The following is a 13,302-nucleotide window of genomic DNA, read 5'->3' on the forward strand; positions in this document are numbered from 1 at the left end:
AGCCGCGATGAACCTTTTTTAATGGGTATACGGGAAAGTCGACGACAACTCTTTAGTACTTATAGGGTGAGGTTATTTGTATCGCCCCACAGTCTAGACTGATGCCACTGTTTGGGATAGAAGCGAGATGTCCATAGCTAACAGCTTTCCTGCTTCAAATGTGGAAGGTCACTTACAAAACGTGGGGCACAGATTTAGAACTTCACTTTTACTGTTTCACATCTGCCTTCAGTATTTACACCACCCTTATCGTCAAAAATTACAATATTACCGCTCGTACGTTCGATCACCATTTGTCTGATAGCTTTAGTAAAGTAGTTTCCCGTGTACTCGTAACCGTATTCACTATACAGGACAATACGGTCTGGCTTCATTTCGTACCTCCATGGAAGAGTAACCGTCGACGTCAATCCCATGTGCTCATTTTCTAGCCTTTTACCATCTATGGCTACAGTATGAACCCATGCATGCTGGAGTTTAGCTAACCACTAAGTTTGCAGCATAACGGTTGGTTCATCATTACCGTGCTTAACTCTGAATACTAATGGCGGGACTTCAATAACTTTATCATCATGCGTCATGTAAGTTGACTTTTCTATTTCGCACTCTAGGTAAGGGGTTTTCTCTGCTTGAGCTGAGGCTGAGAATAAGGTTAATACACTGATTAAAAAGAGTTTTTTTACAATAATGTACTTCTGGCAATGATTCTTCTAAGAGGCTTAGTTGAAAGCCTAACATAATAAGATTTGTTTGAGTTAAGCCTGAAATATCTTGTAGTAATTTGTTATTGCAATACTACTGACCTGTTGGGAAATAAGAGCATAAGCAAATCTAAATGGAACAAGAGCGCCTTAGTGCGACTACTCTAAAACGCTTCTGCCCCGAAACGTGTTTAGGTACCAGTAACATTCATGAGAATAATTTGGGAAACAAGCTGTTGTCCAAATGTGAGCTACTACTTTTTGCCACTCAATTCTCGGGTGCACAATTCGACTAAAATTCAGCAGTTATAAATGGCGGGGTGATTGTAGAACCTGCAAATTATTGGGGTGAATGCATTTTACCTTGCTAATTGTATTCTTTTTCAGCGTAGTTTCTAATTTTTGTCATAATATTAGAAATAACATCATGCTGCTCTAGTGAGGGTGAGAAGAATATACCAATGTGGTAATCAAGGCTATTCACTAATTCGAATACATCTAACTCCACGATTGAATCTTTCGAATAGTGTTTTTCTACATGTTCAGTTGGTAAAACAGCCCACCCATCCTTCTCTAGTAACTCAATTAAAACGTCCTTAGTACTGACTAACTGATATTGAGGAGAGATATTTGACCCTTGAATCGAGGCATTGAAGTAGTGCTCGTAGATAAATTGTTTCTCCAGTTTCAAATCAGAAATTTTTACCATCCTATTTGCAAGGTGACTTTTTGCTCCGGCATAGACTTTGTGTTGTATTCGGCCAAGATTTATATAATTAACTTCATTTTCTGGTTGAACTAACATCTTGATTGTCATTAATGCTAGATGAGCTTGACCACTAATCAGCTCGTCAATGGTTTCTTTTCGGCCTCGATGCAACCAGTTTAATTGGATGTTTGGGAAGTCTTTGCTTATGGCTGAGTTGATATGATGAATCAATGATATAGGAATGGTGGTGTCATGGTTAATATTGATGATGAGTAAGTCATTGTTAAAGGAGTTAAGGGCTGTAAGTTCAAACTCTTCTATTTGCCTTACAATTATTTTTGCCCTTGGGTATAGTTTTTTTGCGGCTAAAGTCGGTAGAGTTGAGCGGCCTTTCATTTCAAATAAAGGCAACCTCATGTTGTCTTCCATAACTGAAATATGTTCACGGACAGTTGTTCTGTCTCGATTTAAAAATCTAGCCCCTGCACTAAACGAGCCTTTATCGAAAACTGCACAAAAACTAACTATTTGATCTTTCGTGAACATATGTAGTCCCATTTAAATAATCTATACACAGGGGGGGATTCCCCCTCAAGTGCGTCTTTTTACTATAGCACTCTCGTAATAAGCTTTATATCGAAAATCATAAACTTTTATGCGAGGTCAACTATGTCAAAATTTAAAGCAGGACTACCGATTGCTATCCTAAGTAGTGCGGTAATTGTATTCTCTTCCCAAGCTAGTTCCGACTTGGGTTTCAAAATGACGCCTAAGGTAACGTATGGGTTTGGTAATGTCACAACCGATGAGATAGTTCATTCAAGAGAGTTGTGGATGAACGTATTTGAGCCTACAGACAAGAGTCATATTAAAGAGACAGCTATTGTGATGACATTTGGCGGTGCGTTTCATCAAGGTTCGCCCGATTTAAGCTTCAATGTTGGCGGTGCGCAAGATACTTCTATGAATGACTATTGCCAAAGGTTTGCAAAACAAGGGTATGTTTGTTTTGCAATAGATTATCGATTAGCTCCCGAAAATCCATTACCGACAGGCATTGGTTACACGGCTGAAGATTTGGACCTTGAAAGTATTAGTTCAATGTCTCAGCAAATTAACCTAGTTAGACACCAATTAGGATATGACCAGCTAGACTTCAATAACCCTTCTGAGAAATCGATCATTGATAAAGCGATTTTATCTGCTGCTGAAGACTTACGTAATGCGGTTGGTTATATCAAAGAAAACTCGAATGAATATGGATTCAATTCATCAAAGGTAGTATTGGGAGGATTCTCTGCTGGCGCTGTAACTAGCTTGAATGTTGCTCATGGAATGAAGTTACCTGTTGCTGGTACGTTCATGCTTTCTGGTGGTCCTGCTGGCTTTGACATCATAAAGAACACTACCAATTTTGAAGCATCTAGCCCTGTATTACTCTTTCAAGGGCAGAATGATTTGCATGCTGCATTCTCGATCAATCCACCTCTGCTTGAACACTATAAACAAGAACAAATTGAAAACACGTTTGCTTGGGTACCAGGGTTTGGACATTTCTATCCTGCGGAGGCTGTTAGCTTATCTGGTGACGGAATGAGAATGTCAGTAGAGCAACGCATTATGAACTTCGTAAGTAACATTGACCAAAGAAGTAACTAGAACTTTCCCATTGATAGATTAAAAAAGCAGGCAGGATGCAAACAGTGGGAGTAGCTTCCCATAATCTTAGAGGTATGCAATATCAAAATTCATCAAACAACGTTGACATATGAACAGATCCCTAGCGTCTATGCCTTGTTAGAATCTGAAATATTTATGTGGGTCGTAACCACTGCTACTGTTTTACTATTTGTTTGGATCGCAGCGAAGTTATGGCATATCCATTCAATCCCTAAGAAGTTAGCTAAAGAAAAGAACCTGTCACAAGCTAAGTTTGTAATTTGGTTATGTCTTTTGGGGTTGATCTGGAAGCCATTATGGGTTGTTGCCGTATTAACGATAGTCATTGATTGGGATAAATTTCAACTTTGGATAAAGGAGGCTAGGTCATGAAAGAGATTATGGTTCCTTACCTTTTGTTAGTGTGGTTACTGTTTAAATTTAAGATACTAAAACGAACACCGAAAAATTATTTTTGGACCACGTTTGTAGGGGTTGTATTACTACTGATTTTATTTGTATCTCACCGCTTCTATTCTCCTGCCGATTTGACTAACTCAACAACAGTCAAAGCGCCACATGCGATTGTTGCGCCTCCGTTCGGTCAGCAGATAGATACTATCTATGTTGAGCACAATCAGGTGGTAGAAAAGGGAGAGATTCTTTATACCCAAAGAGACGACAAATTAACCTCGATTAAAACAGGGTTGAATGCGAGTAAATTAGAGTTAGCTCGTTCGATAGAAGCGCAAGAAATCAAGCTTGCACAGGCTATGAGAGACCATAAGAGAAATTTGGGGTTGGAACATCATGCGACAGCAAGGGATGTGGAATTATCTTCGGATATGATAGCTACAACTAAAGCCGATATAAACGTGCTTTACGCAAAGCATGAAGGATTAGAAGCGAAGTTAGGGGATGTCGAATTTGAATTGGATAGGTTGACGGTACGAGCACCATTTAAAGGCATGGTTACTCATGTCTACATTGCTAATGGTTCTCGTGTTGGCGGTTTGCATTTATGGGATATTGAAAATAAGTTCGTCGAAATGCGAATACCAGAACAAGCTTACCAAAACATTAAAAGGGGGCAGTTTAGCGAATTCTATGTAGATGCTTACCCAGCTCAGGTATTTAGAGCGCGAGTTCATAGCATTGTAGAGGCTACTGGAGAAGCTCAGGGGAACTTGATGCCGGTTGAGCAAATGGTATCTGGCCACATACAAAGAGGGGCTGCTCCAATTGGACGGACAGTAATATTAGAAGTTGATAGTAAAACTATGGATATGCTCCCTATAGGAAGTACTGGCACAGCATGGATTAGTGCTAAAAAACCTCATAGCATATTAGGCTTCATGGATATCATTGGCGCCGCACATGTAAGATTACAATCCGTAAAATCCATACTTTTTGCTTTATAATATAACTCGACAATTTACCTTTATTGTCTCTCCATGAAACAGTCCACTGTAATAAGTTGGGCTGTTTTTATTTCTATTATTAGTGAATAGCGAGGTCTTGATGATTTATCATTACACCAGAGATCGATGTACCAATTACTATTAAGCCTACAAGAGTTGCTAGATAAAGTTATTGGGGTTAAATAATCTATTGTTCTCTTCATTTAGAATGTAAGCAAATTGATTACTATTTCAATAGCAGAAGTTATCCGAAACTTTAAGTGCTCTGAGGTTCGTAACAAGGTTTTGTCCAAAAATGAGTTGAACGAAGCCGCTCTGCGACTGTAACCCGACTATCAGCTAACCCTGTTAAAAGTCCGTCAATTTTAGCAAACCTTCATAATCACTGGCTCGAATCACTGAGTTGATTTTTCATATACGCCAGAAACGAAAAATGTCGCATCCATGCGACATTTCTCTTTTGGCGGCCAAACCAGTTTTGCTATATCCATTCTAGATTTCAATCCATTAGGAGATTATTCAGAATGTAATTATAAGACGCTGTTAATGTTGATTAGTTCCCTTTATGCGGCATTTTTTTTCGATTTATCTTCTAAGTCGAATGACGCAGCGATTAATTTCTTGGTGTAGTTGTTTTTCGGCGCATTGAAAATCTCTTCTGCAGACCCTTCTTCCATTACTTCGCCCTTCTGCATCACCAGTACGCGATCCGACAGTGCTTTCACTACCGAGAGATCGTGGCTGATGAACAGGAAGCCGATATTGTGCTTGGCTTGAATGTCTTTCAGCAGGTCAATCACGGTCAGTTGTACTGAGCGATCGAGTGCTGAAGTCGGTTCATCCAGCAAAATGAAAGAGGGCTCTAGAATCAGTGCGCGAGCAATCGCGATACGTTGTCTTTGCCCGCCAGAGAACTCATGTGGATAACGGTTTATTGAATTTGGCTCTAAGCGAACTTCAATCAATGCTTTGCGCGCTCTTTCTAAACGTTCTTGCTTGGATAGATGAGGTTGATGCACCGTTAAGCCTTCGGTGATGATTTCCCCAACTGTCATGCGTGGTGATAAAGAACCATAAGGATCTTGGAACACCATTTGGACATCTTTCTTGAGCTTGTGACGCTCTTTATCATTTAATAAGCTAACGTCTTGGCCTTTGTAAACAATACGTCCGGTACTTGGCAGCAAGCCGATTAATGCACGTCCAAGGGTCGATTTACCTGACCCTGATTCACCCACAATGCCTAGCGTTTCGCCTTGTTTAAGATTCAACGAAATGCCTTTTACGGCTTCGAAGTACTGACTTTTACTCTTGATGAAATGTGATTTAACCAAGAACTGAACTCGGATGTCGTCAGCAGACAATAGCTCTGGGGCTGACGCCTCAACAGGAACCTTAGCGCCTTTAGGAATCGAGTTAATTAGCATGCGTGTGTAATCGTGCTTAGGGTTATCGAACAGCTCTTGTGTTTGCCCTTCTTCAACCAACTCCCCTTTACACATGACGAGTACACGGTCGGCAAAGTGTTTCACGACGCCTAGGTCATGGGTGATGAACAAAATCGCCATGCCCATTTTGCCTTGAATCTCTTTGATAAGAGAAAGCACTTCCGCCTGAACAGTCACATCCAATGCTGTGGTGGGTTCGTCGGCAATCAGAATGTCTGGTTCATTGATCAGCGCCATTGCGATCATGATGCGCTGTAACTGACCACCCGAAAATTCATGCGGATACTTGGTGTAAGCCTGATCAGGCATTGGTAAATGCACAAGATTGAAGAGCTCTAGCACACGCTGTTTTGCTTTTGATTTCGATACATTGCGGTGACACATAATGGCTTCAGCCACTTGTGTGCCCACGCGCAGGTATGGGTTGAGAGAGGTCATCGGTTCCTGAAAGATCATGCCGATTCTGTCGCCACGAATCGACTGCATTTCTCGTTCAGTCTTGCCAAGTATTGATTGCCCCTCAAATTCTATTTCAGATTGAGCATCAATGATGGCGTTATCAGGGAGCAAACGCATGAGTGCGTTAGAAGAGACTGATTTACCTGAACCTGATTCACCAACAATGGCCAAGGTTTCGCTAGAATTAAGGGTAAAGTTAACCTTTTTTACCGCATCAATGATTCCATCATTGGTTGTGAAGCTAACGGAGAGGTTATTGACTTTAAGAATGGCCCGGTCCGACATGATATATCCTTATCAATTTAAGACATTAGGTGAAGATTTCACTTCTGACGTGGTTTTAAGTTGCCCAAAATGGTGATGAGCACGTTGAATTTGTTCTAGTTCGAGCATCCAATACGAACTGCGCTGAGCGCTGCAAAAAGCGATCAGGTGATTGAGCAAACCTTCGCTCTGCTTTTCCAATAACCCAAAGGTACGTTGAATCAGCTCAGTGTTCTCCAGAGAGATAAATTGCATCAGAGCGTAAGATTGATTCAAGGTATCGAAGGCTTGTTGGTGCTGACCTAATCGGTTGAGTATCTCTGATTGAGCGACGCTCGCGTCTCTTAACCCGGCAAGCAAGCAGGCAAATTGGCAAGGCTTGATATCGCTTTGGTATGCTGCATCTTGGATGTGATGAGGAAGTGAGGTTAGAACATCACCATAAAGGCGTTGTGCTTCTGGCCAGTGACCTTGTTCCATTAACTGTTCAGCTTTTAGGTAGTGCATCCAGCATCGTTCAATTTCCATATCCACATCCTCAATTTATAATATCAGAAAATGTTAATGATATTTATTATCAATTGCAAATTAAAATCATTCACATGTTAAGTTGGTGAATTAAATGACGAGCTATTCCTAAAAATGGCTTAAATTGTGTGTTATTTGTTCAGTTGAACAGCTGTGTAGCGTAAGTCACTAAATTTGTAGGAAATTACATCTACACTGATTTTATCTACACCCAAGTAATGAAGGACTAAGGAGGCGGCGATGGCGATGCAAAGACTCAATACAGAACAGCTGTATCAGGTAGCGGATTTAGATAAGCTACCATGTAAGTCGACCAAAGAACTGGCTCCAATTGACGAAATCGTCGGGCAGGAACGGGCACAAAAAGCCGTTGAGTTCGCGATGTCAATCAAGGAAAAGGGTTACAACATTTATGCGATAGGGCGAAATGGTCTGGGTAAACGCACCATGATCTTGCGCTATCTGAACCGTCACCCTCAAGAAGTGCAGGAGCTTTTTGATTGGTGTTATATCGCGAACTTTGAAGATATTCGTACACCTAAGGTACTGAAATTACCTCGTGGCGTTGGCAGCAGCTTAAAGCAAGATATTGAAAAGCTAATGCGTAAATTGCTGAAAGGTATGCCTCTAGCGTTTGATAACGAGATGTACTTTAGCCGTGCTGATAGGCTTAAAAACCAATTAGCAGCTAAGCAACAAGCCGCGTTAGAAAGCATTAGCCAAGAAGCGAAAGACAAGGGCATTAACCTGACGATCACCACTCAGGGTGATTACCAGTTTGTGGCCATGAATGGGGATGATCTTCATACCGAAGAGAGCTTCGATCTGCTTTCGCCAGAAGAGCAAGACCAGTTCGATAAAACCATTGATGGATTGGAAGTCGGTCTGCGAACCATTTCTCGTGAGTTGACGGAACTTGAAGAAACGTACACTGAGAAAATTCAAAAACTGAATGATGATACGGCGCGAGACGTGATCACGCACTTCATCAAGCAATTGAAGAAGGATTACAGCCAATATCCAGACATTAAAAAGTACCTAACGGCACTGCGTAAAGACATTGTCGACAACGCTGACATCTTCTTAGAAGAGAGCACTGAGCAAGCCGAAGTTGCAACCGCTTCTTTGGATAAGAAAATGCCGCGTCGCTACAATGTTAACGTGATTGTGAGCCAAAAGGAGGAGACTCTGCCGATCGTGGTGGAAGAGAATCCAAATTATCACTCTCTGTTTGGCTATGTAGAAACGGCAACGTTCAAGGGTACTGTCTTTACAGACTTCTCATTGATTCGTGCAGGTAGCTTACACAGAGCTAACGGTGGCGTATTGCTGATGGATGCGGTGAAGGTACTTGAGCAGCCGTACGTTTGGGAAGGCTTGAAACGAGCGCTGCGTTCACGTCAATTGAGCTTCACTTCATTAGAGAAAGAGGTGACCTTAACGGGCGCGGTATCGCTTGATCCAGAGCCGATTCCATTGGACGTCAAGATCATCCTGTTTGGCGACTACCGAACTTACCAACTGCTGCAACACTACGATGCAGAGTTTGGTGAATTGTTCCGTGTGACGGCCGATTTTGAAGATGAGATGAAGCGTACTCCCGATTCTGAAATGCACTACGCGCGCTTTATTTCGAGTATCGTGCACGACAACAATATGCTGCATTGTGATCGCAAAGCGATTGCTCGCATCATTGAGCACAGCTCACGTCAGGCCGGTGACCAAGGCAAGCTATCGCTGCATTCGGCACATATTGCGAACCTGCTTCGTGAGTCTAACTACGTCGCGAGAGGGGCGAAATCGAACCTGATTCGTTCTACCCACGTCGACCAAGCACTGTCGAACCAACAGATGCGTGTAGGACGATTGCAAGACAGCGTAATGGAGACGTTTACCAACGGCACAACACTGATCCATGTTGATGGTCAGGCGGTTGGGCAAGTGAATGCTCTGTCTGTATTAAGCACCACCGATCACATGTTCGGTGCGCCAAACCGAATTACTGCCACCACGGCTTACGGCGATGGTGAAGTGATTGATATCGAAAGAAACGTAGACTTAGGTGGCAGCATTCACTCAAAAGGCGTGATGATCTTGTCGGCTTACCTTTCTTCCGTATTTGGCAAGACAGCCAAAGTCCCGCTCACCACTAACATCACCTTCGAACAATCGTATGGTGGCGTCGATGGTGACAGTGCGAGTATGGCTGAGTTCTGTGCGGTGGTGTCAGCGTTTTCTAAGCAGCCAAACCGTCAAGACATCGCGATTACAGGCTCGATGAACCAGTTTGGTGAGTCTCAGCCTATTGGTGGTGTGAACGAGAAAATTGAAGGTTTCTTTGATGTGTGTGAAATCAAAGGGCGTTCAAACGAACAAGGGGTGATCATCCCGCGTTCAAATGTTCACAACCTGATGCTGCGTAGCGATATCGTGAAAGCGGTTGAAAAGGGCGAGTTTAATATCTGGGCGATTGACCATGTAACAGAGGCGATTGAGCTGTTCACAGGCAAAGCCGCAGGTGAGGCGAGTGATGAGGGTAGTTATCCAATTGATACTATATTTGGTATCGCCCAAGCTAAACTGAACGCACTGCGCAAATAGTTTGAATATCTAGATACACAGTTTAATAGCTAAGCTAAATAGATAGATAAACAAACAGATAAACAGCTCAAACGCAAAAGCCATCGATTCTAGAGTCGATGGCTTTTTTGTTGGTTACGATTTGGTTTACCAGTGAGCTATTTGTATTTGGTCAGCTTGCTGTATTCGGTGAAAGTCGCGTGTTAAAAGGCGTTACCCATTTCGTAAGCAAAGCTTGGTGCCATCGAACTTCAGTTTTGCCAACAAGTGTTTGGCGTTAGCTCGGCCAATATCATCAAATTCGACACCGTATCGAGCGTAGTGTGTCGATTTCTGTAGATTGCAGACGATGCCTCTCAATGGAGGGATAAGAGGGCCATTGTAGTTTTCAGGTGTAATCTCGATAGACACTCGATCGGCAATCTGAATTGCACGAGAGGTCGGTGAGGTTACAAAACGACAACCACTTTTCGATAAGTCTCTTATCTCACAGTTTGCTCGTTGGTCGTTGAAGATAATTCTTGAAGCCAAGTTCACTTCATAGCGTGTTTCTTTACGCAGCTGAGTGACTTGCATCGTGCTTGGTGTCGAAAGCACAAGAATAGGGAAAGGTTCACCAATCTTATGGTGAATTTGGCTTCTAAAGTGAATAAGTGCGCCTTCACCTCGTAGAGAATAGGCACGAGCGGTCATCCAAAAACCTTCTTGAAAGAAAAAGTTCAGATCTTCATTGGATACCTCGGGAACCTCAACCACAATACAGTTATCACTGTGCGTACCGATAAATTTAGTGGTGGCGAGAAACTTAGTGCCAACCGGAGTCGAGACATTTAATGTCAGCTCACTGCCGTGCTCAATCATGGCCAGTGCATCGGTGCTGTTTATCGTAGAAACGGTGCGGTTACGAGGGTCTTGAAGTGCCTGATTATGCTCCAAAGGCTTCTTCAGTGGTGCGTTCATTATATATTCTCCATGCGCCAACATGCGTCTGTTAGTTATATTGGTAACTTGCTAACAAGGGGTTATTACGTGCTAGATTGAGTAGGCGTACTCACATAGATTTATAGAGTGCCTTTTATCATTGCTGTTTTTATATTAAGCCGATGGCACTGAATTAACTACTTTGTTTTTAAGTACTTAGTTTTATTTATATGCACTTGCGTTAGTCTATTACAAGGAACTCATACTTCAAACTTTTATTGTTTGTCGTATCAATTATTTGCAGGAGTTGAGAATGCAGGCAGTAAAATGGGATCAAGAAGTGAACCAGATCACAGTTGAGCTAGAACCCAACCAGTTCGCGGTCGTTAAGTATCAAAAGGACGGAGATGTGCTACATATCACCTCGACACGAATCCCTGATGAACTACAAGGCAAGGGCTTTGGCAAGGTGATGATGGAGTCGGTATTGCCTGAAATTGAACAAGCGGGCTTCAAAATTGTGCCGGTTTGTAGCTATGTGGTTCACTACATGAATAGGCAGCCACAGTGGTCACACCTTCTATCCGATAAAGCATAACAACGAGTAATATGTCTCAATCAATATCGTCGAATAATCGAGCTCAACCTGAAGCGGGTTCAAGTCAAAATCAGCCAGAGCTTTATCAACAAGAGTTTTATCAAAATGAGCTTTATCAAAAAATAGCGACCTCGCTGGGTTGTCATGAAGGGTTTGATGTCCAAGTGATTCAACGCCTATGGGGTGGATATGGCGAGTTAGTTCGCTTAGTCTTTTCTCAAGAAAGCAGTGCGGAACTCAAGAGTGTGATTGTTAAACATGTCGCGTTGCCAGATAAAGCTGAACACCCAAAGGGTTGGAATACCAAACTCTCTCACCAACGAAAGGTACACTCTTACCAAGTGGAAACAGCTTGGTATCAGTCATTCACCCAACAATGGGACGAGCGCTGCCCTGTACCTGTTGGGCTGCAATGTGAACTAGAAGAGAATGAGTGGCTGATAGTGATGCAAGACTTAGCGGATATTGGCTTCCCGTTGATCTCTCAGTTTGATGTGCTTGCTGCTTCTGACTATCAGGCATCTAGTTACACAAGAGAAGAGCAAAAACAACGCGATGCTTGCCTTAAATGGCTCGCTAACTTTCACGCAAAGCATATCAATATCAATCAAGAGCAGTTGTCATCATTGTGGCAAGTCGGTACTTATTGGCATCTAGATACACGTCCTGATGAGCTCAATGCCTTGGCTGATTTACCATTGAAGAATCAAGCCAAGCACATCGACCGTTTACTCAAAGAGTGTCCATATCAAACCTTAGTCCATGGCGATGCCAAGCTCGCCAATTTTTGTTTTGATTCTGAAAGCGAGCGAGCAGCTGCGGTCGATTTCCAATATGTGGGTTACGGCTGTGCGATGAAAGACGTCGCCTTGTTCATGAGCAGCGCGATTAGGCCACAAGATTGCGCAGAGCTTGAATCAGAAGTACTAGATGCTTACTTCCACTACTTGAAAGAGGCATTGGCGTACTATCAGCCACACCTTTCATTTGATGAGGTAGAAGCAGCATGGCGACCAATGCTTTACGTGGCGTGGGCCGATTTCCAACGTTTCGTAAAAGGCTGGAGCCCAGAGCATTGGAAGATTAACCCTTATACTGAGCAGTTGACCTTACGAGTGCTCACTCAATTAGACGAACAGGAGTCCGTCAATGTTCGATAGAACCGCGAGCTGGAAAACGCCGCAAAACTTCTTATTACTGATTTCGATTGTTGTCCCTATCGCGTTTTCGAGCTGGATGGCTCTGCTTAATAACTTCGTGATTGAGAAAGCGAACTTTGATGGCGCCGATATTGGTTTGTTGCAAAGTGTTCGTGAGATCCCAGGCTTCTTAGCGTTTACCGTAGTGTTTGTGTTGGCATTCATTCGTGAGCAACGCTTCATGTTGATATCGCTGGCGATGCTCACTGTAGGCACCGCGATTACGGGTCTGTTCCCCTCACTCACTGGATTGTTGCTGACTACCATTTTAATGTCGACGGGCTTTCACTATTTTGAAACGCTGAAGCAGTCTTTGTCACTGCAATGGTTGAGTAAAGAAGAAGCGCCAGAGATGCTAGGTAAGATGATCTCAGTCGGCGCGTTGGCATCCTTAATCACTTACGGATCTATCTGGGTGATGCTAGAACAGCTGAAGCTCGACTTTGCTTGGGTGTACGGCATTACTGGCGGCATTGGTTTTATTCTGGTTTTGGTGATGACCTTTGGCTTCCCTGAGTTTCAGACCAAAACGCCACAGAATAAGAAGTTGGTACTGCGGAAGCGTTACTGGCTCTACTACGCGCTAACGTTTATGAGCGGTGCGAGAAGACAAATCTTCACCGTATTTGCATTATACAGAGTAACTAGACTTGCTTGATATTTGGTAAAGCTCTCTACGTACCGCGCTGTATGGTGCGTGTGTTTTTTTTCTTGCCACATTCTTTACATAATTACTGCTTTATGTAATATATTTTGATTTTTGAGCTCATTCTTTACACTTTCTGTAAGCTCATCACAGGGCAAGATCATGAAAA

At 42.7% G+C, this 13,302-nt stretch carries 10 protein-coding genes and 1 pseudogene; 6 read left to right on the forward strand and 5 right to left on the reverse strand.

Annotated features, from left to right (window positions below):
• Positions 1–194: 194 nt before the first annotated feature.
• Entirely contained in the window at positions 195–374 is a 180-nt protein-coding gene (locus AB4482_RS22425) for a hypothetical protein (RefSeq protein ID WP_102257651.1), read from the reverse strand.
• 694 nt (positions 375–1,068) lie between these two features.
• A complete protein-coding gene (locus AB4482_RS22430) occupies positions 1,069–1,956 on the reverse strand; it encodes a LysR family transcriptional regulator (protein ID WP_372074983.1) in 888 nt (295 codons plus the stop codon).
• Between the two features lie 123 nt (positions 1,957–2,079).
• Here AB4482_RS22430 and AB4482_RS22435 point away from each other — a divergent pair, with 123 nt between their 5' ends.
• Both AB4482_RS22435 and AB4482_RS22440 read left to right on the forward strand, forming a co-directional pair.
• Positions 2,080–3,069: an alpha/beta hydrolase gene (locus AB4482_RS22435; RefSeq protein WP_371713928.1), complete on the forward strand. Its 990-nt coding sequence runs from the start codon at positions 2,080–2,082 to the stop codon at positions 3,067–3,069.
• Between the two features lie 389 nt (positions 3,070–3,458).
• Entirely contained in the window at positions 3,459–4,490 is a 1,032-nt protein-coding gene (locus AB4482_RS22440) for an HlyD family secretion protein (protein ID WP_372112107.1), read from the forward strand.
• A 563-nt stretch (positions 4,491–5,053) separates the two neighbouring features.
• On the opposite strand, the gene AB4482_RS22445 is transcribed toward AB4482_RS22440, so the two are convergent.
• Complete coding sequence (locus AB4482_RS22445; protein ID WP_372181740.1) at positions 5,054–6,682, reverse strand: ABC transporter ATP-binding protein; 1,629 nt, start codon at positions 6,680–6,682, stop codon at positions 5,054–5,056.
• 12 nt (positions 6,683–6,694) lie between these two features.
• Entirely contained in the window at positions 6,695–7,189 is a 495-nt protein-coding gene (locus AB4482_RS22450) for a hypothetical protein (RefSeq protein WP_102320288.1), read from the reverse strand.
• Between the two features lie 240 nt (positions 7,190–7,429).
• On the opposite strand from AB4482_RS22450, the gene AB4482_RS22455 reads away from it, so the two are divergent.
• Positions 7,430–9,790 (forward strand): Lon protease family protein, encoded by a 2,361-nt coding sequence (locus AB4482_RS22455; RefSeq protein WP_372181742.1) that lies wholly within the window; start codon positions 7,430–7,432, stop codon positions 9,788–9,790.
• A 192-nt stretch (positions 9,791–9,982) separates the two neighbouring features.
• Here AB4482_RS22455 and AB4482_RS22460 read toward each other — a convergent pair whose 3' ends face one another.
• Complete coding sequence (locus AB4482_RS22460) at positions 9,983–10,729, reverse strand: flagellar brake protein (RefSeq protein WP_017065025.1); 747 nt, start codon at positions 10,727–10,729, stop codon at positions 9,983–9,985.
• Positions 10,730–11,003: 274 nt separating this feature from the next.
• Between AB4482_RS22460 and AB4482_RS22465 the strand changes: the two genes are divergently transcribed.
• The 3 genes and pseudogenes from AB4482_RS22465 to AB4482_RS22475 form a co-directional block, all read left to right on the forward strand.
• On the forward strand, positions 11,004–11,288 hold the full coding sequence (locus AB4482_RS22465) for a GNAT family N-acetyltransferase (protein ID WP_004732803.1): 285 nt from the start codon (positions 11,004–11,006) through the stop codon (positions 11,286–11,288).
• Positions 11,289–11,299: 11 nt separating this feature from the next.
• Positions 11,300–12,448, forward strand: coding sequence for a phosphotransferase (locus AB4482_RS22470; protein WP_372098103.1), 1,149 nt, complete (start codon positions 11,300–11,302; stop codon positions 12,446–12,448).
• Positions 12,438–13,118: pseudogene (locus tag AB4482_RS22475) on the forward strand (MFS transporter); the annotation flags it as partial. The gene AB4482_RS22470 and the pseudogene AB4482_RS22475, both read left to right, overlap by 11 nt.
• Positions 13,119–13,302: the final 184 nt, after the last annotated feature.

This window comes from Vibrio sp. 10N.222.55.C7, from assembly GCF_041473335.1.
GTDB classification, from domain to species: Bacteria; Pseudomonadota; Gammaproteobacteria; order Enterobacterales; family Vibrionaceae; genus Vibrio; species Vibrio crassostreae_C.